Genomic DNA, 26099 nt, shown 5'->3' on the forward strand with positions numbered 1-26099 from the left:
GCACGCCGATCAGGCCGAGCACCGCCAGCGGACGCCGAGCACGCATGGCCGCGATCGTATCGACCGGAGGCGACGCGTGGTGACCCCCGAACGGCCGCGGCGATCCGGCCGCGCGGGCCGGCGGATCAGGAGGCGGGCTGCGCCACCTCTCCGCCGGCGGTCTCGGCGAGGATCCGCTCGGCGACCTCCTTCATGGTCATCCGGTGGTCCATCGCGGTGCGCTGGATCCACTTGAACGCCTGCGGCTCGGTCATCCCGTACGTGGTCATCAGCGCGCCCTTCGCGCGCTCGACGGTCTTGCGGATCTCCAGCCGGTCGGTCAGGCCGGCCACCTCCGCCTCCAAGGCGGCGATCTCCGAGTAGCGAGAGAGGGCGATCTCCACCGCGGGCACCAGGTCGCTCTTCTGGAACGGCTTCACCAGGTACGCCATCGCACCGGCCGCCCGAGCGCGCTCCACCAGGTCCCGCTGGCTGAACGCGGTCAGGATGATCACCGGCGCGATCCGGGCGCCGGCGATCCGCTCGGCGGCGGCCAGCCCGTCCATGATCGGCATCTTGATGTCGAGGATGACCAGGTCCGGCTTGAGCTCCTCGGCGAGCCGGACAGCGGTCTCGCCGTCCCCGGCCTCGCCGACCACCTCGTAGCCCTCTTCGACCAGCATCTCAGCCAGGTCCAGCCGGATGAGCGCCTCGTCCTCGGCGATCAGTACCCGCCTGCGCTCGGCATCCGTCTGCGTCTCGGCCACGAGCCTCTCCCACCAGTCTGAGCCCCGACACCCGCCGTGCCGGGTGTCGCCGCCCTTAGCGTAGTGGGTAACCTGTGCAGGCCGGGAAACCGAAGGCCCCTGTAGTCCAATGGCAGAGACGATGGATTCAAAATCCATAAAGTGTGGGTTCGAATCCCACCGGGGGCACCAAAAGTGTCGTACGGGCGTTCGAGACTCAAGGTGTGCACCCACCCCAGATACGCGCCAGAGCGCGACAGCTCTACCTTGCCGGGGCGACCGTCGCCGATACCGCCCGCACCGTCGGCCTCGCCTACCGGACGGTGTGGGAATGGTGCCGCGAGCGGCCTGAGCCGGTCGCTCAAGCAACGGCCCTACGCTGCTTTCGCTGCTGCCCTGACGGGGAAAGCCGGACAGACCACCCGGCCTACAGTTACTTGCTCGGCCTGTATCTCGGCGATGGATACCTGGTCACCTCAACACGAGTGCCGGTTCTGCGAATCTCGTGCAGCAACGCTTGGCCGGGTCTCATCGACGCCTGCGACGACGCCATGCGAGCGGTGATGGCGAGCAAGGTTCAGCGGGTCCAGCAGCAGGGCTGCGTCAACGTGCAAAGCTACGGCATGCACTGGCCCTGCCTCATCCCGCAGCATGGGCCAGGCAAGAAGCATGAGCGAGCAATCGTCCTGACCAACTGGCAGCGCGAGATCGTTGAAGCTCAGCCCGGGCACTTTGTGCGCGGTCTCTTTCATTCCGACGGGGCACGGTTCAGCAACCGCGTGACCGTGCGCGGTAAGGAGTACGTCTATCCGCGCTACATGTTCATCAACGAGTCCGCGGACATCATGGGCCTCTGTCAGTGGGCGCTCGACCTGCTCGGCATCGCCTGGAAGATGAACCGACGCAACTCGCTCTCGGTGGCCCGTCGGGAGGCGGTCGCCGCCCTCGACCGGCACGTCGTTCCCAAGTCCTGACCCCGTCAGATCGTGGCGAGCGCCCGTTCCAGGTCGGCGCGCAGGTCCTCCGGGTCCTCCAGTCCGACGGAGAGGCGCAGCAGCGCGCCGCACGGCTTGGCGTCGTCCTCGACCGGCCGGTGGGTCAGCGACGCCGGGTGCTGGATCAGGGTGTCCACCCCGCCGAGCGACACCGCGTGGGTGATCAGCTCGCACGCCCCGGCGACGGCGGCCGCCGCGGGAGCGCCGCCGCGTACCTCGAAGGCGAGCAGGTTGCCGGTGCCGGACATCTGCCGGCCGACCAGCCCGGCCGGGTCGCTGACGCTGGGGTGGTGCACGCGCTCGACGGCCGGGTGTTCCGCGAGCCAGGCGGCGAGCTTCTCCGCGCCGGCCTGCTGGGCGCGGACCCGCAGCGGCAGCGTCTGCAGACCGCGGTGCAGCAGGTACGCGCCGAGCGGGTGCAGGATCGCCCCGGTGACCGCGCGGACCTGACGCAGTCGGGTGGCCCACTCGGCGCCGCAGGCGACGACGCCGGCGAGCACGTCCCCGTGGCCACCGATGCTCTTGGTGGCGCTGTGCAGCACGAGCGCGGCGCCGTGCCGGGCGGGCTGCTGCACCACCGGGGTGGCGACGGTGTTGTCGACCAGCAGCGGGACGTCGCCGGCGGCCGCGGCGAGCGCGGCGATGTCGACCAGGTCGAGGGTGGGGTTGGCGGGGGTCTCGACGACGACCAGCGCGGTGTCGGGGCGGACCGCGTCGGCGACCTGGTCGGGGCGGGCCCAGGTGACCTCGGTGCCGAGCAGGCCGGTGGCGAGCACGTGGTCGGTGCCGCCGTAGAGGGGGCGGACGGCGACGATGTGACGCTTCCCGTCGCGGGTGGCGGCGAGCAGGGTTGCGGTGAGGGCGGCCATCCCGCTGGCGAAGGCGACGGCTTCGGCGGTGCCTTCGAGTTCGGCGAGGGCGGTCTCGAAGCGCGCCACGGTCGGGTTCCACAGCCGCTGGTAGACGGCGCTGCCGCCGGGCGGAAGGGTGCCGCCGGTGGCGAGGGCCTCGTACGCGTCGCCGCCGTCGCCGACCGAGGGCAGCGGGTTGGTGGTGGAGAGGTCGATCGGCGGGACGTGGACGCCGAGACCGGCGAGGTCTTCGCGCCCGGCGTGCACGGCCCTGGTGTCCACGGTCGTCATGGCGGAAGCGTCGAACATCAGCCGGTAGATCGGCAAGAGAAGCGAAGAAGATTCTTCAGGAGCCCCTTCCGACATCGTGAAGTTCGGAGAAGGATGGTCCCATGCTCGTTGCACCGAATGATGTGCGGCCGTTCGCCGCCCTGGACGACATCGACCGCGCGATCCTCACCGAGCTGGCCGCCGACGGCCGGCTGCCGAACAACGCGCTCGCCGATCGGGTGGGGATCGCGCCGTCCACCTGTCTCACCCGTACCCGGGCGCTGCGCGAGTGCGGGGCGATCCGAGGCTTCCACGCGGAGGTGGACCCGGCTGCGGTGGGGCTGCCGTTGCAGGCGCTGGTGTCGGTGCGGCTGGCCGCGCACGAGCGGGCGGCGGTCGACGCGTTCCGGGCGCGGTCGGTGCGGCTGCCCGGGGTGGTTTCGGTGTTCCATGTGGCCGGTGCGGAGGACTACGTGCTGCACGTGCGGGCCGCGTCCGGCGACGCGCTGCGGGACTTCGTGCTCGACCATCTGGCGGTGGACCCGGCGGTGCAGCACACCCAGACCAGCCTGATCTTCGAGCAGGCGCGCGGTATGGGCTAGGGCACCATCAGGAACAAATCCGGCGGCGGTCGGGTTGATCACTCTCGTGATCGACGTACCGTTGTCTGTTCTTGATCTTGCTCCGGTCGCCGCCGGCGCCACCGCCGGGGAGGCGCTGCGGCACACCACCGAGCTGGCCCGCCGCACCGAGGAGCTGGGGTACCACCGGTTCTGGGTGGCCGAGCACCACAACATGCCGGCGATCGCGAGTTCCGCGCCGGCCGTGCTGCTCGCGCACCTGGCCGCGAACACCTCGACGATCCGGCTGGGCTCGGGCGGGGTGATGCTGCCCAACCACGCGCCGCTGGTGGTGGCCGAGCAGTTCGGCACCCTGGAGGCGCTGCACCCGGGCCGGATCGACCTGGGCATCGGCCGCGCGCCCGGCACGGACCAGATGACCGCGCTGGCGCTGCGCCGGACCATGGAGGGGCTGTCCGCCGAGCACTTCCCCCGCGAGCTGGCCGATCTCATGAACTACTTCAGCGGCGAGGAGCCCGGCCCGATCACGGCCACCCCCGGCAAGGGCCAGTCGCCGGCGATCTGGCTGCTCGGGTCGAGCGGGTTCAGCGCCCAGCTCGCTGGGCTGCTTGGGCTGCCGTTCTCGTTCGCGCACCACTTCAGCGCGCAGAACACCCTGCCCGCGCTGGCGCTGTACCGGCAGAACTTCCGTCCGTCCCGTTGGCTGGAGAAGCCGTACGCGATGGTCGCGGTCAACGCGGTCTGCGCGGAGACGGACGAGCGGGCGGAGTGGCTGGCCGGGCCGGCCGGGCTGTCCTTCCTCAAGCTGCGGTCGGGCCGCCCCGAGCCGCTGGCCACGCCCGAGGAGGCGGCCGCGTACCCGTACACGGAGCTGGAGCGGGAGTTCGTCGTGCAGCGCCGGGAGGGGCAGGCGACCGGTTCGCCGGAGACGGTCGCGCGGCAGTTGGGTGACCTGCTGGCGCGTACCGGCGCGGACGAGCTGATGCTCACCACGATGGTGTACGACGTGGCCGACCGGGTGCGCTCGTTCGGGCTGATCGCCGAGAAGGTGGCCGGCGGACTCACGCGGAATGCCTGAAACACGCTCTTCATACCCACGTCACCGGGCCGTCGCGGAAGACTCGTAACTTGGTGACCGGTGGTGGTACGGCACTCCCGGTCGGGACGGGTCGGGAGTGCCGCGGTGTGGTGCACCGGGTCGCCAACTGTGCGGATTCCGCGGTTGGTGGCCCGGTGCCTGCCGTTTCGAGGCACCGTTTTCCCTGCCCAACCGCCCGGCCTACTTGATCCGCGCCCGCCGCACCTGATCGACTCAACGCATGGCTGAGCACATGGACCCGGACGAGTTCCGTCGCGCCGGGCACGCGGTGGTGGACTGGATCGCGGACTACTGGACGACCCTCGGGCAGCGTCCGGTGACCTCGCAGGACCCGCCCGGGACGGTGGCCGCGGCGCTGCCCGCCGGTCCGACCGAGCAGGGCGAGCCGGTCGAGGCGGTCCTGGCCGACCTGGACAGCCTGATCACGCCCCGGTTGACCCACTGGCAGCACCCGGGTTTCTTCGGCTACTTCCCCGCGAACACCTCCGGCCCGAGCGTCCTGGGCGATTTGGTCAGCTCGGGTCTCGGGGTGCAGGGCATGCTCTGGGCGACCGGCCCGGCCTGCACCGAGCTGGAGACGGTGATGCTGGACTGGCTGGCCGGGCTGCTCGACCTGCCGGAGCGGTTCCGCTCGACCGGCCGCGGTGGCGGGGTGATCCAGGATTCGGCGTCCTCGGCGACGCTGGTCGCCACGCTCGGGGCACTGCACCGGGCCAGCAAAGGCCGCTGGCGCGAGGACGGGATCGACCGTCGCTACCGGGCGTACACGTCCACCCAGGGCCACTCCTCCATCGAGAAGGCCGCCCGGATCGCCGGCCTCGGCACCGACGGGGTCCGTCCGATCGAGGTGGACCCGCGGACGCAGGCGATGCGACCGGAGGCACTGCGGGCCTCGATCGAGGCGGACCTGGCCGCCGGGGTGGTGCCGGCGATCGTGGTGGCCACGATCGGGACGACGTCCACCACGGCGATCGACCCGCTGCCGGAGATCGGCGCGATCTGCGCCGAGTACGGCGTCTGGCTGCACGTCGACGCCGCGTACGCGGGTGCGGCGGCGGTCTGCCCGGAGCTGCGCTGGTCGCACGCCGGCCTGGAACTCGCCGATTCGTACTGCTTCGACCCGCACAAGTGGCTGCTCACCGGCTTCGACTGCGACGCGTTCTGGGTGGCCGACCGGGGCGAGCTGATCGAGGCGCTGACCGTGCTTCCCGAGTACCTGCGCAACGCGGCGACCGAGACCGGCGCGGTGATCGACTATCGGGACTGGCAGATACCCCTGGGCCGGCGTTTCCGGGCCCTGAAGCTCTGGTTCGTCCTGCGCTGGTACGGCGTGGAGGGACTGCGGGCACACATCCGCTCCGGCGTGGCGCTCGCCGGACGGTTCGCCGACCGGGTGGCGGCCGACGACCGGTTCGAGCTGACCGCGCCGCACCCGTTCTCGCTGGTTTGTTTCCGGCTGCGGGCGGGCGACGAGGCGAGCGCGGACCTGCTGCGCCGGGTCAACGACACCGGGCGGGTGCACCTGACGCACACCCGGATCGAGGGCCGGTACACGCTGCGGTTGGCGGTCGGCTCCCCGCGGACCACCGAGCAGCACGTCGACGAGGCGTGGAACCTGCTGACCGCGGCGGCGGAGGACCTGCTGGCCGCGTAGGGCCGAAACGAGCGGCGGCCATCGACCGCCTCACGGTCGGTGACCGCCGCCGTGGCCGTCGGGTCCTTGCACGCTTCCTTTGCTCTGCTGCAGCGGAGGCAACAGTGACCGACGGTCACGGGATTCGCCCGGCGGCGCCGGCAGCGGATGACGACGCCGCTGGTCGACCGGGTGTTGCGGTGGTTGAAGCAGAGCAAAGGGTCAACCCGGCGGGACCGGGTTGGGAACCTTCGTGACCGTGGGTGAGGTGACAGAGCGCGACACCAACGACGGGTAGCCACCGGGGACGACATCATCCGACCCGAGCGCCGCGGGCTGGGCGAACCCGGAGCGGTTCAGCCTCCGACCGCCGCCGCGTCCGCGTCGGTGCACCTGGCCGAGATCGGCACCACGCTCGCCGCCGGGGTGGCGCACTGGCGGTTCGGCAACGTCGACTGGCGGGTGGTCGGCCGGATCGCGGTGCCGGGGGCGATCGGCGCGTTCGCCGGGGCCAGCTTCCTCAGCTCCATCTCCACCGAGTCGGCCGCACCGTGGATGGCGGCGATCCTGTTCACCCTCGGCGCGTACCTGCTGGTCCGCTTCTCCCGGCCGCTGCGCGCCAACACGGGCGGCGGGCGGCTGCGGGGCCGTTTCCTCAGCCCGCTCGGCCTGGTCGCCGGCTTCATCGACGCCACCGGCGGTGGGGGGTGGGGGCCGGTCGCCACGCCGGCGCTGCTGGTCTCCGGCCGGATGGAGCCGCGCAAGGTGATCGGCTCGGTCGACACCGCCGAGTTCGTGGTCGCCGGTGCGGCGAGCGCCGGCTTCCTGATCGGCCTCGGCTCGGAGGGCTTCCTCCTGCCGACCGTGCTGGCGCTGCTCGTCGGTGGCCTGGTCGCCGCGCCGATCGCCGCCTGGCTGGTCCGGATCGTTCCGGCACAGCTGCTCGGCGCCACCCCGGCGAACAGCAGCAGCGTCGAGGAGGTCAACCCGTACGCCATGCCGAGCGCACCGTCGACCAGCTGTGCGGCGAGCCCCACCAGAGCGAGGATCAGCAGCTTGCGCACGAGCGCCCCCTGACTTTTCGGCATCTCCTATCGACTTGGTCGACAATGCGGCACAGGCGCGCTGCGGTCAAGTCGTCAATCCGGTTGGTGGGATGCGCCGCCCGGCCCGCGGCACCACCGGTCCGGCCCACGTGAGCGGGGCGGGGCCGGTGGGCCGGAGTCGGGGGATCAGATCCAGGCGCTCGGGTCGGCGGCCAGCTCGCTGACCCGTCCGGGGAGCGCGCCGCTGGCCACGTCGGCGATGGTGACCAGCTCCAGGATCTCCCGCTCGCTGGCGCGCAGCGCGATCCAGACGTCCTGCAGGGCCCGCGCGGCGCCGTGATAGCCGAGCTGTTCCGGTCGCTGCCCGCGGACGTTCGCCAGCGGGCCGTCGATCACCCGGATCACCTCGGCGAGGGAGATCTCCGTGGCCGGCCGGGCCAGCCAGTACCCACCCTCGGGGCCACGCTGGGCGTGCACGATGCCACCCCGGCGCAGCTGGAGCAGGATGCTCTCCAGGAACTTCGGCGGGATCTCCTGGGCCCGGGCGATCTGCTCGGCGGTGACCGGTCGGCTCCGCCCGGTCGCCGAGCCGTCGGCGACCGAGGCCAGCTCGGCGACCGCGCGGAGGGCGTAGTCGACCCGGGCGGAGAGACGCATGCCGCAAGGCTAGTCGCCTGGTCACCCGGCCAGGCAGCCGACCCTCGGCCGATCGGCCACGGCTCGGCTGACCGGTCGGTCAGGCACCGACGCGGCGCAGCAGCCCCTCCTGCACGGCGGTGGCGATGTGCCGCCCGTCGGTGGTGAACATCCGGCCAGTGGCCAGGCCCCGCGCACCGGAGGCGGACGGGCTCCAGCAGTCGTAGAGGAACCACTCGTCGGCCCGGAAGGACCGGTGGAACCACAGGGCGTGGTCGAGGCTCGCGCCGACCACCCCACCGGGGCCCCAGACCTCGCCGTGCACCGACAGCACCGAGTCGAGCAGCGTCAGGTCGGAGGCGTACGCCAGGGCGCAGGCGTGCAGCAGCGGATCGTCGGGCAGCTTGCCGTCGATCCGCATCCAGACCCGCTGGTGCGGCTCGGCGGGGCGGTCACCGGGGCGTACCCAGCCGGGCTCGCCGATGTAGCGGACGTCGATCGGGCGCGGGATCTGACCCCAGATGCCGAGCCGCTCCGGGTACCGGGAGAGCCGGTCGGTCATCGTCGGGACCTCGTCGGGACCGGGCACGCCGGCGGGGGCCGGCGCGTGGTGGTCCAGCCCCTCCTCCTGCCGCTGGAAGGACGCCGACATGAAGAAGATCGGCTTGTCGTGCTGGAGCGCCACCGAGCGGCGTACCGAGAAGGAGCGGCCGTCGCGGACGTTCTCCACCTGGTACTCGATCGGCTCGACGGGGTCACCGGGGCGGACGAAGTAGCCGTGCAGGGAGTGCACGAAACGCTCCGGCTCCACGGTGCGCCCGGCGGCGACCAGGGCCTGGCCGGCGACCTGGCCGCCGTACACCCGCTGCGGCCCCACCGGGGGGCTCATCCCCCGGAAGGTCATCTCGCCGGTGTGTTCGAGGTCCAGCACCTCGAGGAGCTGATCGACCGCGGCCTGGCCGCTGGCCACCGGACTCTCGCTCACTGCAGGGCCCGCGCGGAGGCGGCGTCGACGAGCGAGCCGAGCTGGTGGACCCGCAGCGTGTTGGTGGAGCCGGGGGTGCCGGGCGGGCTGCCGGCGACGATCACCACGTAGTCGCCGGGGTTGGCCCGGTTGAGGCCGAGCAGCGCCTGGTCGACCTGGCGGAACATGTCGTCGGTGTGCTCGACGAACGGCATGAGGAACGTCTCCACGCCCCAGGAGAGGGCGAGCTGGTTGCGCACCTCGGGCACCGGGGTGAAGGCCAGCAGCGGCAGGTCGCAGTGCAACCGGGCGAGCCGCTTGACGGTGTCACCGGTCTGCGAGAAGGCGACGAGGGCCTTCGCGCCGATGGCCCGCGCGGTGGAGGAGGCGGCGATGGTGAGAGCACCGCCGTGCGTACGCGGGTCGTGCTGGAGCCGGGGGACGCCGATCGAACCGGCCTCGGTGGTCTGGATGATCTTCGCCATGGTGCTGACGGTCAGCACCGGGTACTTGCCGACGCTGGTCTCGCCGGAGAGCATCACCGCGTCCGCGCCGTCGAGCACCGCGTTGGCCACGTCGGACGCCTCGGCGCGGGTCGGACGGGAATTCTCGATCATGGAGTCGAGCATCTGGGTGGCCACGATGACCGGCTTGGCGTTCTCCCGGCAGAGCTGCACGGCGCGCTTCTGCACCAGCGGCACCTGGTCCAGCGGGAGCTCGACGCCCAGGTCGCCGCGGGCCACCATGACGCCGTCGAAGGCGAGCACGATCGCCTCCAGGTGGTCCACCGCCTCGGGCTTCTCGACCTTGGCCAGCACCGGGCGGCGGACGGCCTCCTCGTCCATGATGCCGTGCACGAGCTTGATGTCGTCGGCGGAGCGGACGAAGGAGAGCGCGATCAGGTCGACGCCCAGGCCGAGGGCGAACCGCAGGTCGGCGGCGTCCTTCTCGGACATGGCCGGGACGCTGACCGCCACGTTGGGCAGCGAGACGCCCTTGTTGTTGGAGACCGGACCGCCCTCGGTGACCAGGCAGCGGATGTCGTTGCCGGTGACGTCGCTGACTTCGACCGCGACCCGACCGTCGTCGATCAGCAGCCGGTCGCCGGGCTTCACCTCCTGCGGCAGCTTGCGGTAGGTGCAGGAGACCCGGTCCTTGGTGCCGAGGATGTCGTCGCCGGTGATCACCACAGAGTCCCCGGTGCGCCACTCGTGCGGGCCGTCGGCGAACTTGCCGAGCCGGATCTTCGGGCCCTGCAGGTCGGCCAGGACGGCGACGGGACGGCCGGCCGCGTCGGCCGCCTCACGGACCAGCCGGTAGACCGACTCGTGGTCTTCGTGGCTGCCGTGGCTGAAGTTGAGCCTCGCCACGTTCATGCCCGCCTCGACGAGGCCCCGGATGCGCTCCGGAGACGAGGTGGCGGGGCCGAGAGTGCAGACGATCTTCGCGCGGCGTGTCACGCCCATCAGGCTAGTCTCTCCTCCGGGTCGACCTGCCGGCCGACCCCTTTCGGACTGCGGAACATCTGTCCAATGACGCGCGATTTCCCGCGCAGCGGACGGACGGAACCGCACCGGAACGTCGTGTGTGGCGGGCATCGGCGACCGCGCGGCGGAAATCGTACCGCCCGGCCTCATCCCCGCCGGGGTGCTCCCGAGAGCTCCGGGCGGCGCCGAACGCTCACCAACGGACAGCGCGGAGGGCAGGCGGCCGAGGTCGACGCCGGGTGCGGCTGGGCGCCGAGCGGGTGGACCGGCCGCGCTACAACGCGCTCAGGTCTGCGTCGTGGCGAGCGGGAACTCCAGCGAGCCGGCCGGGCAGAGGAAGGTCAGCACGTCCACCCGGTAGAGCCCGGCCTGCACGGCCGGGTCGGCCTCCATCACGCTGCGCACGTCGTCCACCGACCCGGTACGGGCCAAACCGAAGCCGATCGGCGGGTCCGGCTCGCGCGCCGGGCCGTCCACGGAGCCGTTGACCAGGATGATGCCGCGCCGCTGCAGGGCCTGCATGTGCTGCTGGTGCTCGCCCTGCAGCCGCTGCACGGTCTCGTCCGGCAGGGCCCGGCCGGACGGCCCCGGGTAGAGCACGATGCACTCGTACGTGTCGAGCGCGAAGTCGACCTGCGGCGTTCCGGCCATGACGCCCCCTCCCGACGTACGTCCGACCCGCGCTCAGCGTCCCACGCGGCGGCCCACGTGAGCGGCCGCTCGGCGCAACTGCCCGGGTGGCGGCCCGGTTCCGGACGTACTGGGTGCTTCGTCCGCGCCGAACGCCAACCGGCAAGATCAATAAACGCCGTCGCCCTCCGGCGCTGGTACGTTTCCGCGTAATGGTGACAATCCCGAGCTGCCGAGCGGAGGTCCCAGGGTGAGCGACACCCCGTCCGCCGGCACCCCGCCGGACGGCTCCCGGTGGCAGGACATCTTTGCCACCGGCGGAGAGATGGGCGCGGCGATCGCCGCCCACGACTGGTCCGCCACCCCGCTCGGCCCGATCGAGTCCTGGCCGCAGAGCCTGCGCACCGCACTCACCATCTGCCTGCACTCGCGCTTCCCGATGCTGCTGCTCTGGGGCGACGAACTGGTGATGCTCTACAACGACGCCTTCCGGCCGATCCTGGGCGCGTCGAAACGGAACGCGCTGGGTCGCCCCGCGGTGGCGGTGTGGCCGGAGATCTGGGACGTCATCGGCCCGATGCTGACCGACGTGCTCGCCGGGCGGGGCGCCACCTGGAACCAGGACCAGCTGCTCCTGCTCGACCGGAACGGCTTCGTCGAGGAGGTCTACTTCACCTTCTCGTACAGCCCGATCATCGACGAGTCGGGCGCGCCGGGCGGGGTGTTCACGGTGGTCACCGAGACGACCGAACGGGTGATCAGCGACCGCCGGCTGCGCCTGCTCACCACCCTCACCGCCGCGCTGGTCGACGTGCCCGAGCCGGACGAGGTGGGCCGCCGTACGGTCAAGGCCCTCGCCGGCAGCCCGACGGTGCCGTTCGTGCGGCTCTACCTGGCCGAGGAGGACGGGCTGCGGCTGGTCGCCGGCAGCGAGACCGAGGCCACGCCGGGTGCCGAGGAGTCCTGGCCGCTGACCGAAGTCCTGAAGTCCGGCGAGGTACGGCTGCTTCCGCTCGACCCGGCCGACGACCCGGACCGACCGGGCACCCCGATGGTCGCCGTGGTGCCGGTGCCGGAGCCCGGTGGCACCGCCCCCACGGCGGTGCTGGTCGCGGGACTGAACCCGCGCCGCCCGGTCGACGCCGGCTACCGCTCCTTCGTGGACCTGCTGGCCGGGCACATCGGGACCGCGCTGGCCGGCGCCCGGGCGTACCAGGCGGAGCACCGGCGGGCCGAGGCGCTGGCCGAGCTGGACGCGGCGAAGTCCGCCTTCTTCGCCAACGTCAGCCACGAGCTGCGCACCCCGCTGACGCTGATCGCCGGGCCGGTCCGCGACGCCCTCGACGACGGGACGCAGCCGCTGTCCGAAGCGCTGCGCCGGCGGCTGGAACTGGTCGACCGCAACGCCGCCCGGCTGCGCCGGCTGGTGGACAGCGTCCTGGACTTCACCCGGATCGAGGCGGGCCGGCTGGTGCCGGAACGGGTCGCCGTGGACGTGTCCCGGTTCACCCGGGAGCTGGCCGCGTCGTTCGCGCCCGCCATCGAGCGGGCCGGGATCGCGTTCGAGGTGGACTGCGCCCGGCTGCCCCGCCCGGCGTACCTGGACCGGGCGATGTGGGAGAAGGTCGTCCTCAACCTGCTCGCCAACGCGTTGAAGGCCACGCTGGCCGGGACCATCCGGCTCCGGCTCACCGACGCCGGCGACGCGGGGTTCCGGCTCACCGTCTCCGACACCGGGGTGGGCATTCCGGCCGACCAGCTCCCCAAGCTCTTCCAGCGCTTCCAGCGGGTGGTCGGTCCGGCCGGCCGGTCGGTCGAGGGCACCGGCATCGGACTGGCCCTGGTCCGGGAACTGGTCACGCTGCACGGCGGCGACGTCGAGGTGACCAGCGTCGAGGGCGAGGGGTCCACGTTCACCGTCCGCATCCCGTACGGCTGCGGGGTCGACGCGGCGGCGGCCGGGACCGCCCGGCCCTCGACCGCGGCGGCGGCGCTCGCCGCCGAGCTGAGCGCGCCGGCCGCACCGGACGAGGTGAGGGGACCAGCCGGCGCACCCCGCGTCCTGCTGGTCGATGACAACGCGGACCTTCGCGCCTACGTCACCGAACTGCTCGCCCCGCACTTTCAGGTGCGCACCGCGGTGGACGGCCAAGCCGCGCTGGCGGCGATCGTCGCGGACCCGCCCGACCTCGTGCTGGCCGACGTGATGATGCCGCGCCTGGACGGCTTCGGTCTGCTCGCCGCGCTCCGCGCCGAGCCGGCGACGTCGCATCTGCCGGTGGTGCTGCTCTCCGCCCGGGCCGGCCCGGAGGCGGCGGCGGAGGGACTCGCCGCCGGCGCGGACGACTACCTGGTCAAGCCCTTCTCGGCGAGCGAGCTGCTGGCCCGGGTGCGGTCCAACCTGGACCGGGCCCGGTCGCGGCTGCGCCGGGGCGAGTGGGCGGCGCAGGTGGTCGAATCGATCACCGACGGCGTGTGGCTCGCCGACGAGAACGGCGTGATCTTCGAGGTCGACGAGACGTTCGAGCGGCTGACCGGCTTCGGTCAGGCGGATGCACCGTTCCGTCCGCCGTACCCGTGGTGGCCGGACCCGGCGAGCCATCCCGAGGAGCGGGCGCAGCTCGACCGGGCCCTGGTGCATCTGCTCGACGAGCACACCGGGGCGTGGGAGGTGGCGTTCCAGCACCGGGACGGGCGGCTGTTCTGGGTGTCGGTCTCGGCCACCGAGGTGTTCGACCCGGAGCGGGACCGGACCCTGCTGGTCGGTACCGCCCGGGACGTGACCGGCGAGCACGCCGTGGCGCAGCGGCACCGGGCCGCGGCGGCGCTGGCCGACCGGCTGTCCGAGCTGAACGGCGAGGACGAGGTGCTGGCCCTGACCGCGGACGCGCTCGGGCAGGCCTTCGCCGGCACGGCTTACCTGGCCCGCCGGGACGGGGCCGGTCCGCCGCGGGTGCACACCGCCGCCGGCCCGGTGTCCGTCGAGGACCTCGACGCCGAGGTGGCAGCGCGGCTGACCCGGCCGGAGCGGGGCGACGGGCCGGAGGACGAGGTACCGGGCGTCGGCGGGCGGCTGAGCACGCTGACCCGTGAGTGGACGGTCTGGGTGGCGTTCGCCGAGCCGCGGGCGGTCCGCGCCGACGAACGGCTGCTCGGCGGGTTGCTCACCGCCGCCGGCAGCCAGGCGCTGCGCCGGCTGGAGGCGGTACGCCGGCAGGACGCGGTCACCGAGGGACTGCGCGACGCGGTACGCGAGGCGACCGAACGGGAGCGTGCCTGGCGGGCCGAGGCGGCCGCGCGGGCCGACCAGCGGCGGACCGCCGCGATCAGTCGATCCCTGCTGGACAGCGCGCCGGTCGGCTTCGGGCTGGTCGACACGGAGCTGCGGTACGTCCAGGTCAACCCGGCGCTGGCCGCGATGAACCGGCTGCCCGCCGAGGAGCACCTGGGCCGGCGGCCGGGGGAACTCTTCCCGGTGCACGGTGAGCGGATCGAGGAGCTGATGCGCCGGGCACTGGTCGAGGGTCCGATCATCGGCGTCGAGTTCAGCGAACCGGAGGGGACACCGGAGGCGCGGCGCCGCAACCTGGTGGCGAACTACTTCCCGATCCGGATCGCCGACACCGACGAGCTGGTCGGGCTGGGCTTCGCCATCGTCGACGTCACCGAACGGACCCGGCTGCTGGAGGCGCTCGGTGCCGAGCGGGCCCGCTACGAGCGGCTGGCCGCCACGGACGTGCTCGCCGTCTTCGGTGGCAAGGACGAGCGGATCACCGAGGCGAACGAGGCGTTCCTCGCCATGCTCGGCTACACCGCCGAGGATGTGGCGCAGGGCCGCCTCACCTGGCCGGACCTCACTCCCCCGGGCTGGGAGGAGGCCGACAAGCGGGCCCTGGTGGAGCTGGGCGGCACCGGCCGCGCCCGGGCGTACGACAAGGAGTACCGGCACGCCGACGGGCACCTGGTCCCGGTGCAGATCGGCGTGGTGGCGTTGGAACGGCAGCCGCTGCGCTGGCTGGCGTACGCGACGGATCTCAGCGCGGAGCGGGCCGCCCAGGCGGAGCTGCGGCTCTTCCAGGCCCTGGTGGAACGCTCCGGCGACTTCATCGCGGTGGCCACCCCGGACGGTCGGGCGGTCTACGTCAACCCGGCCGGCCGGGAGCTGGTCGGCCTCGGTGCGGCGGACCGCGTGGACGGGTTGGGGCTGGTGGACTTCGCCGCGCCGGACGCCCGCGAGGTGTGGCGGCGGGAGCTGATCCCGACCGCGCTGCGGGAGGGCCACCACCGGGCGGAGAGCCGGCTGGTCCGCCTCGACACCGGCGAGCAGCTCGACGTCGACCACCAGACCTTCACCGTGACCACCGGGGACGGACGGGACAGCACGGCGTTCGTGGCGACCGTGGCCCGTGACATCAGCGACCGGCAGCGGACGCTGCGCCAGGCGGAGGGCCTCGCCCGGCTGGCCGGGGCGCTCAGCTCGGCCCGGGGGCACGGGGCGATCGTCGAGGTGATCACCTCGGTCGGCCTCGCGGTGGTCGACGCCGCCGCCCTGCGGGTGGGGATCGTCGAGCCGGGCGCGACGCGGCTGGAGGTGGTCGGCGGGGACGCCCCGGCCGGTCAACTGCCGGTGGACGCGGACGAGCCGCTGGCCCGGGCGGTACGCGAGAACGACGTGCTGCCGCTCGGCGCCGACCAGGGCGGCACGACCGGCATCTGCGTGCCGCTGCGGTACGGCGACGGTGGTGCGCTCGGGGCGCTGGAGGTGCGCTGGTCCCTGCCGGTCGCCGACGACGAGGCGCTGCGCAACCTGCTCGACGCGGTGGCCGGGCTGTGCAGCCAGGCGTTGCAGCGGGCCGAGCTGACCCGGTCGGCGCAGGCGATGGCGGACTTCGCGGCCCGGCTGAGCGTGGCCCGGTCCACGCCGGAGGCGATCGACGTGATCCTCAGCGCCGCGCCGGTCGCCCTCGGGGCGGTGCTCCCGGGGCTGGCGATCCAGGACGAGGGCCGGCGGGTCCGCCTCTGGTACAACGAGGTCCCCGGCACTCTCGCCGCCACCTTCCGGGATCTGACCTTCGACGATCCGCGGCCGATCGCCCGGGCGCTGCGCACCGGGGAACGCATCATCCTGCGCAACCGGGCGGAGTTCGCCGCCCGGTTCCCGGGGCTGCCGGACCCGGTCGGCGCGCACGGCCTGGTGACCACGGTGGCGCTGCCGTTGTTCGACGCGCAGCGCCGGCCGATCGCCTCGCTCGGCTTCGGCTGGTTGCGGGAACGACCGCTGCGCGAGGGTGACCTGGCACTGCTGGACACCATCGCGGACCTGTGCGAGCAGACCCTGGAGCGGGTCCGGCTGGCGGCCGCCGAGCACAACCTGGTGACCCGGCTGGCGGGGCGGCTGCGCAGCTCGGCGCTGACCACCCCGAGCGGCCTGGAGATCGCCACCCGCTACCAGCCGGCGATGAGCGGCCTGCACCTGGGCGGTGACTGGTACGACCTGGTCCGGCTGGACGGCGACCGGGTCGCGGTGGTGGTGGGCGACGTGGTCGGGCACCGGGTGGAGGCGGCCGCGGACATGGCCCAGCTGCGGACCATGCTCAACACGCTGATCCGGCTTGGGGTGCCGCTGGAGGAGGTCTTCCTGCGGCTGACCGAGTTGCTCGGCGTCGGGTTCCTCGGCACCTGCCTGGTGATGGTGGTCGACCCGGTGGCCGGCGAGGCGCAGGTGGCCCGGGCCGGGCATCCGCATCCGGTGCTGCTGCGCCGGGACGGGGACCCGGAGGCCGTGCGCACCGTCAACGCGATGCCGATGGGCATGGTCGACCGGCCGATGACGGTCAGCACGGTGCCGTTCCGGCCGGGTGACCTGCTGGTGGCGTACACGGACGGGCTGGTGGAACGGCGCGACCGGCCGTACGACGAGGGGGTGGCGGCGCTGCACCGGGCGCTCGTCGCGGTGCGGGACCGGCCGGTGGAGGCGATCGCGGACACCCTGCTGGCCGATCTCTCCGGCTCCGAGGACGACCAGGCGCTGGTGGTGGTCCGGCACCTCGGCTGACGTGTCCCCAACCACAATCCGACCCGTAACGTTGAGGCGGCCGTTTCCCGGGAAGAACACCAGGCGTTCGACGACGACGGACAGGATTGGGGATCGCTCATGACGATCGAGGCCGGCAAGCAGCCCGCGAAGGCGTCCGGGACGTACCGGATCGGCGGTGACCTCCAGGTCGACCGGCTCGGCTACGGGGCGATGCAGATCACCGGGCCGGGGGTCTGGGGCGATCCGAAGGACCCCGCCGAGGCGGTCCGGGTGCTGCGCCGGGCGTACGAGCTGGGCGTGACGTTCATCGACACCGCCGACTCGTACGGGCCCTTCGTCAGCGAGATGCTGATCAAGGAGGCGCTGCACCCGTACCCGGAGGACCTGGTCATCGCGACGAAGGCCGGGCTGACCCGTTCCGGCCCGGGCGACTGGCGGCCGGTCGGCCGGCCGGAGTACCTGCGCCAGCAGTGCGAGCTGAGCCTGCGCCACCTGGGCCTGGACAGCATTCCGCTGTACCAGTTGCACCGGATCGACGCCAAGGTGCCGCTCGAGGACCAGCTCGGTGAGCTGGCGCTGCTGAAGCAGGAGGGCAAGGTCCGGCACATCGGGCTGTCGGAGGTGACCGTGGAGCAGATCGAGGCGGCCCGCAAGATCACCCCGATCGTCTCGGTGCAGAACCTCTACAACCTCGCCGACCGCAGCGCGGAGGACGTGCTCGACCACTGCGAGCGCAACGACCTGGCGTTCATCCCGTGGTTCCCGATCGCGACCGGCAATCTGGCGAAGCCGGGCGGGCCGCTGGACGCGATCTCCACCGAGCACGGCGCCACGCCCGCGCAGCTTGCGCTGGCCTGGCTGTTGCGCCGGTCGCCGGTCATGCTCCCCATCCCCGGTACGTCCTCGGTGGCGCACCTGGAGGAGAACGTCGCCGCGGCCGAGGTGCAACTCACCGACGACGAGTTCGAGGCCCTCGCCAAGGCCGCCTGACCTGCCCGCCCGATGGCCGGCCACCCCGCGGGGTGGCCGGCCGTTTCGTGCTGCGCTACAGGGCGAAGCAGTTCGGGCGGATCGCCGCGTCGGTGAGCGCCTGGCGGACCACGGTGTAGGTGGTGCCGTCGAGGACGAGGCCCAGGTGGCCGACCACCCGCAGCGGGCACCACGACTGGATCAGCACGTTGGTCGCGCCGTCGGCGAGGGCGGCGTTGCCGACCGGCCGGACCAGTTCGTCCTGCCAGGTCCGGACGGTGGTCCAGCGCACCGCCCCGGGGGTGTCGTCGCCGCCGTTGAGGCCGGTGAGGAAGTCCGACCCGATGGACATCTGCTGGCAGGCGACGATGCCGGCGCAGCTGCCCAGCCCGACGAACTGGAGAATGTTGGCGACGTAGGTGCCCTGCTGGGGGCTGCCGAGGCTGATGTAGTGGTCGACCTTGCTGGTGCCGCCGAGGAATTTGACGTACCAGCGGGAGACCAGGCCGCCCTCGGAGTGGGTCACCAGGTCCACCTTGGCGGCCCCGGTGGCGGCGCGGATCTGGTCCACGTAGGACGCGAGGGCACGGGCGGATTCCCGGATGTCGCCGAAGCCGAGGCCGGGGAGCTGGTAGATCGAGACGCGGAAGCCGTCGGCGCGCAGCCGGGCGGCGATCGGTTCGTACGCGATGGAGATGCCGATCAGCCCGCCGACGACGATGACCGGGTTGGCGTCGGCGGCGACGGCTAGCGCTTCGGCGGTGCCGGTGCTTGCGGCGGTGCTGTCGGTTGCGGTGGCGCTGCCGGGTGCGGCGGTGCTGTCGGTTGCCGGAGCCGCCGCGGCGGCGGTGGCGGGGACGAGCAGGGCGGCGGTCGCGGTGAGGGCGGCAAGGATCGTTCGGAGCAGCATGGGCTGCACCTCCGAGGGAGGCACCCGGAGAGCCGGGGGGACGGGTGGGGGATCCGATCGATCGTGGAGACGATGATGCGTGATCGATTTCACGCTCGTCAATGAAAAGTTACGCGCTGGTAACCCGATGTACCACCAGAAGCACATACCGGCCTATCGGATATCGATCCACTTTGGAGATAGAGCAGTGGACTCCACCATGGGCGGTCGGATGGCATGCTGTGGGACGTGTCCGCCCCACCTCGCGAGAAGCCGCTACGGGTGATGCCATGGTGGCTGGCGCTGCTCGGGCTGCTGGTCGCGGTTCTGGTCGGCTGGCTGGTGCTGGACTGGTTGCTCGCCGAGGCCGACCGGGCCGCTCAGGCCGACACCCGGGCGACGCTTCGCGTCGACGCCATCCGCACCGGGCTCACCGTGGTCGCCGGCACCGGCGGCGGCCTTGCGCTGCTGTTCGCCGCGCGTCGTCAATGGATAAACGAGCGGGGGCAGCGGCACCAGGAGGCCGTAGCCGCCCGCGAACAGGCCCACCGGGACCGCGTGCAGGCTCATGCCGAGGCGGTCGCCGAGGCCGCCCAGCGACACCAGGACCGGCAGGCCGCGTCCGCCGAACACGACGCGGCCGAGCGCCGGCTGACCGAGCTGTACGTCCGGGCCATCGAGCTGGTCGGCAGCGACAACCCGGCGGTCCGCCTCGGCGGCCTGCACGCCCTGGAACGGCTCGGCCAGGACAACCCCGGGCAGCGCTCCACGATCGTGGCGGTGCTCTGCGCGTACCTTCGGATGCCGGCGCCCGACGACGCCCGCGAGACGGAGGTACGCCGCACCGCGCAGCGGATGCTCACGCGGCACCTGCGCGCCGACCACGACACCTGGTGGCCCGGGGTCGACCTGGATCTGACCGGTGCCCGGCTTGACGCCTTCGACGCCAGCGGCTGCACCCTCGTGGACCTCGACCTCACCGGGGCGGTCTGCACCGGTGCCACCAGCTTCGCCAGGGCAGTCGTGCGCGGACGGCTGCGGCTCGCGGCCGAGTTCGAGGACGCCGTGTTCGACGACCTGACCGGCGACGCGGACCTCGTGCTGGACGGCGCCCGGTTCACCGGCCGGGTGAGTTTCGACCGGGCCGACCTGGGCGGCGAGCTGTCCTGCCGCGGGGCGAGCTTCGCTGAGCTGTCGTTCCGCGGTGCCACGCTACGGCAGCCGAGCAGCTTCGACCGGGCCCACTTCACGGGCAGCGCCACCTTTCGCGAGGCGGTCTTCCTGGGCGGGCTCTCCATCGAGCACGCCACCTTCGACGAATACGCGGGCTTTCGCCGGGCACGGTTCGCGGACATGGCGCTGTTCCGCTGGACCCAGTTCCGTGGGGATGCCTGGTTCGAGGGGGGACGCTTCGAGGGCGCTGCCAGCTTCGGCCGGGCCGGCTTCCACGGGCCGACCAGCTTCGCCGACGCCACGTTCGCCCGCCAACCCCTGTTCGACCAGGCGGCCGTGACGTCGTCCGGGACGCACGTCTGGCCAACGAACGTCGTGGAGGACCGGGGCAGGCTGAGGCTCGCCGACCGCTGACCGCCGAACCGTCCGGCCTGATGGGTGGTCAGGCTTTCTCCGCCACCCGGGTGACGAACGCGCGCCAGGCCGCCGGGGTGAAGGTCAGGGCCGGCCCGGCCGGGTCCTTCGAGTCCCGGACCCCGACCACACCGGGCAGGTTGTCGGCCACCTCGACGCAGTCGCCGCCGTTGCCGCTGCTGCGGCTGCTCTTGCGCCACTGCGCGCCGATCAGCTCCATGTCTCCGCCACTTCCCTGATGAGGTCGACCGACTGCCAGTGGGACAGCGCCTCGCCTCGGACGTTCTCCCACGCTGCCATCATGGCCGCGATGTCCTCGGTGTCGCTAACCACTTGTCCCTGGAGCTGGTTGTCGAGATAGCCGGCGAGGCGGTGGTCGGGGCAGGTGGCGATCACGAACGGGCCGTTCAGGCCGGCGTAGGCGCCGACCGAGGACGGCACCACGTGCAGCCGGACCTGCGGCTCGGCGCACGCGGCGACCAGCGCGGACAGCTGCTCGCGCATGGTGGCCCGGCCGCCGACGGGTCGGCGGAGGACGGCCTCGTCGATCACGGCGGTGAACTGCGGTGGGTCCGCGCGCCTGAGAATGTCCTGACGGGCGAGCCGGGCCGCCAGATGCCGCTCGACGTCGCCCCGCGGGAGCACACCAGCCCCGGTCAGCACGGCGCGGGCGTACCCCTCGGTCTGGAGCAGCCCCGGCAGAACCATCGACTGGAACGACCGCAGCGAGACCGCCTCGCGCTCGATCTCCTGCCAGGGTCGGAACCACACCGGCTCCCGGCGTCTCACCGCGTCGGGCCAGATCTCGGCCACGTCCCGTCCGAGCAGGCCGGCCGCCGCCACCCGGTGCCGGGCGTGCGGGATGCGGCCCTCGCTGAGCCAGCGCCCGACCGTCTTCGGGTCGACGCCCACCCGCTCCGCCAGCGCTTCGCACGTGTAGCCGGTCTGGTTGAGCGCCGCCCGCAACGCGTCGTTCACGACCCCTCCGGTCGGATGTCCGAATATCGCGCCGACGATACCGCTACGGGTTGTGCCTGTCCGGCGACTCACCCGAGATATGTCCACACAGGACGGGAGATGGGAGCCGAGCCGGATGGTCCGCGTCAGCACCTGGCTCCCGGCAAACGCCGGCCGGACGCCGGCGTCAGCGGGCGGCGGTCGGTTGGCGCAGGCCGTCGAGGGCGAAGCCGAGTACCCGTTCCCGCTGCCCCGGCTCGGTGAACTGGGCGGCGGTGATGCCGCTGAGCAGCCGCAACACGTCGTCGAACGTGGCGTCCGGGCGGGCCACGCCGGCCTCCTGCGCCCGGCGCAGCATCGGCTCGCCGGCGGCGTAGATGGCCGTCCGGCAGCCCCGGAAGACCTCCGAGTCGACCAGTTCCTCGGCGAGCGCCCGCTTGGTGGCGACGTAGGCGACGAACCGGTTGATCCAGGCGACGAAGGCGTCCCACGGGGGCAGGTCCGCCAGTTCGGCGGCGGAGCGGCAGAGCGCCTCCACCTCGTCGACGTACACCGCTTCGAGCAGTTCCTGGCGGGTCGGGAAGTGCCGGTAGAGGGTGCCGATGCCGACCTGGGCCCGCCTGGCGATCTCCTCCAGGGAAGCCGACGTCCCGCGCTCGCCGAACGCCTCCCGGGCCGCCGCGACCAACGCCTCGTAGTTACGCCGGGCATCGGCCCGTTTGGGCCGGCGTGCGAAGACCTCGGGCACGCCAACGCTGGTCATGACGCGCGTCACCCCTCCTCGCTTGCATCCGGAGGCAACCCTCCGCTAGTTTTGTGGAGGCACCCCTCCGGATAGTTCCGGAGCCGTGCCTCCGGAAAGCTTACCCGGTCCCCGCTCGGATCCAACCGAGCGTGAGGTGGCCGGATCCAACCCGACGACCGGAGACCTCCCGGTCGTCACCTTCTCTTCCGAAGCGATCACGGGAGGCCCTTTCGTGGCACTCACGCTCCGGCGCGGCTCGCGTCGGCTGACCTTCTCCGTCCTCTCGGCCGGCGCCGGGTTCTTCGCGATGCTCCAGTCGCTGATCACCCCGGTGCTGCCGACCATCCAGCACGACCTGCACACCTCACAGAACACGGTGACCTGGGTGCTCACCGCGTACCTGCTCTCCGCGTCGATCTTCACGCCGATCCTCGGTCGGGTCGGCGACATGGTCGGCAAGGGGCGCATGCTGGTCGTCTCGCTCGCCGCGCTCGCGCTCGGCTGCCTGCTGGCCGCCGTCGCACCCAGCATCGGCGTGCTCATCGCCGCCCGCGTCGTCCAGGGCATCGGCGGCGCCGTCTTCCCCCTCTCCTTCGGCATCATCCGCGACGAGTTCCCCGCCGCCCGGGTGACCTCGGCCGTCGGCGCCATCTCCGCCATCGTCGCCGCCGGCGGTGGCCTGGGCGTCGTGCTGGCCGGCCCGATCGTCGCCACGCTCGACTACCGCTGGCTCTTCTGGATCCCGATGGTCGTCGTCGGGCTCACCGCCCTCGCCGCGCACCTGTTCGTACCCGAGTCGCCGGTCCGCAGTCCCGGCCGGATCGACTGGCGGGCCACCGTCCTGCTCTCCGGCTGGCTGGTGGCGTTGCTGCTGCCGATCAGCAAGGGCACGGCCTGGGGCTGGACCTCGGGCCGGGTGCTCGGCCTGCTGGCGCTCGCCGGGGTGCTGCTGGCCGGCTGGCTGATCGCCGAGATCCGCTCCACCAACCCGCTGATCGACATGCGGATGATGCGCCTGCCCGGGGTCTGGACAACGAACCTGGTCGCCCTGCTCTACGGCGCGTCGATGTTCTCCGTCTACGCGTTCCTGCCGCAGTTCGTGCAGACCCCGACCGTCGCCGGGTACGGCTTCGGCGCCAGCATCACCCAGGCGGGGCTGCTGATGCTGCCGATGCTGGTGGCCATGTTCGTCGCCGGCATCCTCGCCGGCCGGCTGGAGTCGCGGTTCAGCGCCAAGGCGCAGCTCGCCACCGGCACGGCCTTCAACCTGCTCGCCTCCGCGATGCTCGCGGTCGCGCACGACACCCGCTGGGAGATCGGTGTCGCCGGTGGTCTCGTCGGCCTCGGCATCGGGCTGGCGTTCGCGTCGATGGCCAATCTGATCGTGCGCAACGTCCCGGCCGGGCAGACCGGCGTCGCGACGGGGATGAACGCCAACATCCGGACCGTCGGCGGTGCGATCGGCGCGGCGGTGGTGAGCGGTGTGATCACCGCCCACCCGCAGGCCAACGGGCTGCCCCGGGAGGCCGGCTTCACCCTGGGCTTCCTGGTCCTCACGGGGCTGTCCCTCGCCGCCATGGTGGCGGCCCTGGCCGTCCCGTCGGGCCGCCGGGCGGCGGCGCACCGCCGGGCCTCGGCCCTGGTTGCCGCGGAGCGGTCGGAGGCACCCGAACTCGTCCCGGTCGCCGCCGGACGCTGAGCGGGCGAGCCGCGGCCCTGCCCTGGACCAGAGGGTGGGGCCGCGGCGCTCCCGTGTTCGGCCAGCCCGGGGCCCTGCCCCGGTGCCTGCCAGGGCCGGAGGGAGAGCAGGTCTGTGCGGCACGGCCCCGTTGGCAGCACAAGGGTTCGCCCGTGGCGGCAGGTTTGCGCCGGAGGTCGGCGGGGAGGCGGTAGGCGCGGGCCGGCCGCCGCGAAACCGCCGTTTCGCGTTGCCACCACCGTCACAGCGAACGGATACCAGCCATGACTAGAGACTTCGCACGTGCTGCCGGCGGGGGGCTTCGCCTTGTCCGGTCGGCCTTCATCGGGTCGAGCCTGGTCCTCGCCGGCCTGGCCCCCGCACTCTCCGCCGCCAGGGCGGAGGAGGCCCCGGTCGACCTGGCCACGGCCACCTCCTACGCGGTGCTCGCCGACGATGCCGTCACCAACACCGGAAACTCCGTCATCAACGGCGACGTGGGGGTGCACCCGGGCACGAAGGTGTCCGGATTCCCACCGGGAACCATCAACGGGCAGCGCCACGCCGGTGACGCCGCGGCACAGCAGGCGCAGACCGATCTGACGGCCGCGTACGACGATGCCGCCGGACGAACCGCCAGCCGGACCATCGGTCCTCAGCTCGGCGGACAAACGCTCACGCCCGGCGTGTACAAGGCCCAGGAGACCGCCACCCTGGACGGGACGCTCACCCTGGACGCCCAGGGCAGTTCCAGCGCCGTCTTCATCTTCCAACTGGGCGCCAAGCTGACCACCTCGCAGAACAGCATCGTCCGGGTGGTCAATTCGCCGACGCCGGCGTGCGGCGTCGCCTGGACGGTGGGCGACTCCGCCACCCTGGGTACCAACACGTCCTTCCTCGGCCGGATCATGGCCGTCAACGACATCACGCTGCAATCCGCGGCGAAGGTCGAGCAGGGCGGCACCCTCAGCCGGGACGGTGGCGTCACCTTGGACACCAACGCGGTCAGCCGATCCGAGTGCGCGGGTCCAACCGCCCCGGCAACCCCGGTGAGCCCGACGCCGTCGCAGACGGAGAGCCCGACCGCGCCGGCGCCCACCCCGACGACCCCGAGCCCGACAACACCGGAATCGGTCGCGCCGGAGACCACCGCGCCGGAGACCACCGCGCCCGAGACCACGGCCCCGGGGCCGGCGGCACCACCGGTGACCCCGCCCGGGCTGCGGGAGCGGGAGGTGCCACCGGGCCTGCGGGAGCGGGAGGTGCCGCCCGGCCTGTCGGATCGGGGGCAGGCTCCGGGCCGGTCGTAGCGGAAGGTCTTTCCGGCCACCCCTCCGGCCGTGCGTGATCCCGTAGCACGCGGCTGCACCGGGGCGGTCGAAGACCGGTCGGTCTCACGGGAGCGGCGTCGCGCGACGACGCCGCTCCCGTCGCGCCCGGGACCAGGACAGTCTCAGCTGCCCAGCGCTGGACCTTCGCGATGGTCTCCTGGACGTGCTGCTTCGCCGGCTCGCCGCCCTGCGCGGCCTGCCCCAGCGCCTGCCGGTAGGCGTCGATGACCCCGATCAGCGGCCCGGCGGCCACCCCTTCCAGGGCCCCGGCGACGAGCGCCCGCGCCTCGGCCGCGTCCTGGGCGGCGGCAGCCGTCTTGGCCTTCGCCTCGTCCAGCTTCTGGGCCGCCGCCGCCAGCCTCGCGATGATCTGCGCAGCGCTCACGCGCCCTCCCCTGCCCGAGCGGTCGGTCCACCCCCGACCCTAGGAGATCGCCGCGCCCGCCGCGAGCGCCCCGGACCCGCCTCGCGGATGCTCAGCGCAGGACGCGGAACATCAGCAGGTAGGCGCAGTAGACGAACGGCATCAGCAGGGCGCAGATCACGAAGCCCATCGGGACGAACCGCGAGGTCTGAGCAGCAGGACCGATCAGTGGCCGCCCCCACCGGCCGAGCACCAGGTATCCGGCCACGAAGGACGCCACCGGGAGGCCGGCGCACATCGACGCGTACAGCACGCCGAGCCCGACCAGTTCCAGGCCGGAGGCGACCACCATGACCAGCATCAGCACCGACCCGGCGAGCGCGCACACCGTGTAGACGGCAAGCGCTCGGGCCAGCGGGGACCAGGTCGGCAGCAGCGCGGGATGCTGAGCCAGCGCCTCCGCCTGCCGGCCGTGCCGGTTCGCCTCGTCGGCGAGCTGCCGGGCCGCGTCCAGCTCCGCCGCCGGGTCCACCTCCGCCGACCGGAGCGCGGGCAGCGAAACCCCTTCCGGGTACGCCCCGACCCCCGGCCGCCCCGGTGGGCGAGGGCCTTGACGGAGCGGGGG

Annotated in this window: 20 protein-coding genes, 1 tRNA gene and 2 pseudogenes; 11 read left to right on the top strand and 12 right to left on the bottom strand. The window is 72.7% G+C overall.

Annotation, left to right across the window (positions count from 1 at the left end; translation table 11 throughout):
• Window positions 1-125: 125 nt before the first annotated feature.
• Window positions 126-746, bottom strand: coding sequence for an ANTAR domain-containing response regulator (locus DKL51_RS26825; protein ID WP_043969321.1), 621 nt, complete (start codon window positions 744-746; stop codon window positions 126-128).
• Between the two features lie 95 nt (window positions 747-841).
• Between DKL51_RS26825 and DKL51_RS26830 the strand changes: the two genes are divergently transcribed.
• Window positions 842-917: transfer RNA gene (locus DKL51_RS26830), tRNA-Leu, on the top strand.
• A 32-nt stretch (window positions 918-949) separates the two neighbouring features.
• Window positions 950-1699, top strand: a complete 750-nt coding sequence (locus DKL51_RS26835; protein ID WP_109964751.1) for a terminase gpP N-terminus-related DNA-binding protein — start codon at window positions 950-952, stop codon at window positions 1697-1699.
• Window positions 1700-1704: 5 nt separating this feature from the next.
• Here the strand turns inward: DKL51_RS26835 and DKL51_RS26840 are convergent, their stop codons facing one another.
• On the bottom strand, window positions 1705-2880 hold the full coding sequence (locus DKL51_RS26840) for a trans-sulfuration enzyme family protein (RefSeq protein ID WP_109964753.1): 1176 nt from the start codon (window positions 2878-2880) through the stop codon (window positions 1705-1707).
• An 83-nt stretch (window positions 2881-2963) separates the two neighbouring features.
• On the opposite strand from DKL51_RS26840, the gene DKL51_RS26845 reads away from it, so the two are divergent.
• The 4 genes and pseudogenes from DKL51_RS26845 to DKL51_RS26860 form a co-directional block, all read left to right on the top strand.
• Entirely contained in the window at window positions 2964-3443 is a 480-nt protein-coding gene (locus tag DKL51_RS26845; protein WP_109945408.1) for an Lrp/AsnC family transcriptional regulator, read from the top strand.
• Between the two features lie 46 nt (window positions 3444-3489).
• Window positions 3490-4500, top strand: coding sequence for an LLM class flavin-dependent oxidoreductase (locus DKL51_RS26850; protein ID WP_185734926.1), 1011 nt, complete (start codon window positions 3490-3492; stop codon window positions 4498-4500).
• Window positions 4501-4741: 241 nt separating this feature from the next.
• On the top strand, window positions 4742-6175 hold the full coding sequence (locus DKL51_RS26855; RefSeq protein WP_243420575.1) for a pyridoxal-dependent decarboxylase: 1434 nt from the start codon (window positions 4742-4744) through the stop codon (window positions 6173-6175).
• Window positions 6176-6523: 348 nt separating this feature from the next.
• Window positions 6524-7105: pseudogene (locus DKL51_RS26860) on the top strand (sulfite exporter TauE/SafE family protein); the annotation flags it as partial.
• 281 nt (window positions 7106-7386) lie between these two features.
• Here DKL51_RS26860 and DKL51_RS26870 read toward each other — a convergent pair.
• The 4 genes from DKL51_RS26870 to DKL51_RS26885 all read right to left on the bottom strand — a co-directional run bounded on the left by DKL51_RS26870 (window position 7387) and on the right by DKL51_RS26885 (window position 10938).
• Window positions 7387-7857: an RrF2 family transcriptional regulator gene (locus DKL51_RS26870; protein ID WP_109943402.1), complete on the bottom strand. Its 471-nt coding sequence runs from the start codon at window positions 7855-7857 to the stop codon at window positions 7387-7389.
• Between the two features lie 79 nt (window positions 7858-7936).
• Window positions 7937-8821, bottom strand: a complete 885-nt coding sequence (locus DKL51_RS26875) for an acyl-CoA thioesterase (protein ID WP_109964425.1) — start codon at window positions 8819-8821, stop codon at window positions 7937-7939.
• Window positions 8818-10266 carry a pyruvate kinase gene (gene pyk / locus DKL51_RS26880; protein WP_109943404.1) on the bottom strand — a complete coding sequence of 483 codons (1449 nt, stop codon included), beginning with the start codon at window positions 10264-10266 and terminating at the stop codon, window positions 8818-8820. The genes DKL51_RS26875 and pyk overlap by 4 nt, the downstream gene beginning before the upstream one ends.
• Window positions 10267-10572: 306 nt before the next feature.
• Complete coding sequence (locus DKL51_RS26885) at window positions 10573-10938, bottom strand: YciI family protein (protein ID WP_109943405.1); 366 nt, start codon at window positions 10936-10938, stop codon at window positions 10573-10575.
• A 229-nt stretch (window positions 10939-11167) separates the two neighbouring features.
• On the opposite strand from DKL51_RS26885, the gene DKL51_RS26890 reads away from it, so the two are divergent.
• Window positions 11168-16972: a PAS domain S-box protein gene (locus tag DKL51_RS26890; RefSeq protein WP_124812628.1), complete on the top strand. Its 5805-nt coding sequence runs from the start codon at window positions 11168-11170 to the stop codon at window positions 16970-16972.
• Window positions 16973-17071: 99 nt separating this feature from the next.
• Complete coding sequence (locus tag DKL51_RS26895) at window positions 17072-17944, top strand: aldo/keto reductase (RefSeq protein WP_109943407.1); 873 nt, start codon at window positions 17072-17074, stop codon at window positions 17942-17944.
• 55 nt (window positions 17945-17999) lie between these two features.
• Here DKL51_RS26895 and DKL51_RS26900 read toward each other — a convergent pair whose 3' ends face one another.
• On the bottom strand, window positions 18000-18833 hold the full coding sequence (locus DKL51_RS26900; protein ID WP_109943408.1) for a lipase family alpha/beta hydrolase: 834 nt from the start codon (window positions 18831-18833) through the stop codon (window positions 18000-18002).
• 228 nt (window positions 18834-19061) lie between these two features.
• Between DKL51_RS26900 and DKL51_RS26905 the strand changes: the two genes are divergently transcribed.
• Complete coding sequence (locus DKL51_RS26905) at window positions 19062-20399, top strand: pentapeptide repeat-containing protein (RefSeq protein ID WP_123809715.1); 1338 nt, start codon at window positions 19062-19064, stop codon at window positions 20397-20399.
• Window positions 20400-20427: 28 nt separating this feature from the next.
• Here the strand turns inward: DKL51_RS26905 and DKL51_RS26910 are convergent, their stop codons facing one another.
• The 3 genes from DKL51_RS26910 to DKL51_RS26920 all read right to left on the bottom strand — a co-directional run bounded on the left by DKL51_RS26910 (window position 20428) and on the right by DKL51_RS26920 (window position 22119).
• Window positions 20428-20619: a DUF397 domain-containing protein gene (locus DKL51_RS26910; protein ID WP_109943410.1), complete on the bottom strand. Its 192-nt coding sequence runs from the start codon at window positions 20617-20619 to the stop codon at window positions 20428-20430.
• Window positions 20610-21377 (bottom strand): helix-turn-helix domain-containing protein, encoded by a 768-nt coding sequence (locus DKL51_RS26915; RefSeq protein WP_109943411.1) that lies wholly within the window; start codon window positions 21375-21377, stop codon window positions 20610-20612. Before DKL51_RS26915 ends, DKL51_RS26910 begins: the two co-directional genes overlap by 10 nt.
• Window positions 21378-21543: 166 nt before the next feature.
• The gene (locus tag DKL51_RS26920) at window positions 21544-22119 is read right to left on the bottom strand and encodes a TetR/AcrR family transcriptional regulator (protein ID WP_185734927.1); all 576 of its coding nucleotides are present in this window, start codon (window positions 22117-22119) and stop codon (window positions 21544-21546) included.
• A 214-nt stretch (window positions 22120-22333) separates the two neighbouring features.
• Here DKL51_RS26920 and DKL51_RS26925 point away from each other — a divergent pair, with 214 nt between their 5' ends.
• Window positions 22334-23800, top strand: a complete 1467-nt coding sequence (locus tag DKL51_RS26925; protein WP_109965604.1) for an MFS transporter — start codon at window positions 22334-22336, stop codon at window positions 23798-23800.
• Window positions 23801-24063: 263 nt separating this feature from the next.
• Window positions 24064-25089 (top strand): ice-binding family protein, encoded by a 1026-nt coding sequence (locus DKL51_RS26930; RefSeq protein ID WP_109965599.1) that lies wholly within the window; start codon window positions 24064-24066, stop codon window positions 25087-25089.
• A 166-nt stretch (window positions 25090-25255) separates the two neighbouring features.
• Here the strand turns inward: DKL51_RS26930 and DKL51_RS35880 are convergent.
• Window positions 25256-25495: pseudogene (locus tag DKL51_RS35880) on the bottom strand (DUF6244 family protein); the annotation flags it as partial.
• Window positions 25496-25586: 91 nt separating this feature from the next.
• The coding region (locus DKL51_RS26940; RefSeq protein WP_311768086.1) for a hypothetical protein at window positions 25587-26099 on the bottom strand (513 nt) is incomplete at its 5' end.

It is taken from the genome of Micromonospora globispora (genome assembly GCF_003857015.1).
GTDB classification, from domain to species: domain Bacteria; phylum Actinomycetota; class Actinomycetes; order Mycobacteriales; family Micromonosporaceae; genus Micromonospora; species Micromonospora globispora.